The organism is Flavobacterium potami (genome assembly GCF_020026915.1).
Classification (GTDB): Bacteria; Bacteroidota; Bacteroidia; order Flavobacteriales; family Flavobacteriaceae; genus Flavobacterium; species Flavobacterium potami.
Genome location: NZ_JAINUY010000057.1, coordinates 1 through 287, shown reverse-complemented (window position 1 = coordinate 287; position 287 = coordinate 1). Strand labels below are relative to the sequence as shown.

1 protein-coding gene is annotated in these 287 nt (G+C 38.7%); it reads right to left on the bottom strand.

The genetic code is table 11. The features are described 5' to 3' along the window. Positions 1 to 73: 73 nt before the first annotated feature. Positions 74 to 287 (bottom strand): hypothetical protein (locus K6T82_RS24260; RefSeq protein WP_223711614.1); only part of this gene is annotated, 214 nt, incomplete at its 5' end.

The following is a 287-nucleotide window of genomic DNA, read 5'->3' as shown; positions in this document are numbered from 1 at the left end:
AAAACTTATACTTAGAAATAATTTACACGTAACTACTTAACACTTTTTTTATCGTCCTTTTCTAAGACAATCATCAAAATGGAGATCCTGGAACTGGAGATAGGCAGAGTATGAAAACCAGAAGCATAACCACTGCCATGGCTTTCCGCCATTTTGTGATTCCTGAAACATTATCAAGGGCTCCGGGATGCCTTTTGGTTGCAAAGAGAATTATGAACATGAGTACGGCCATGGGTATCCATCCCAAAACCACTGTTACAGTTATTCCAATCATTGATACTGCTTTG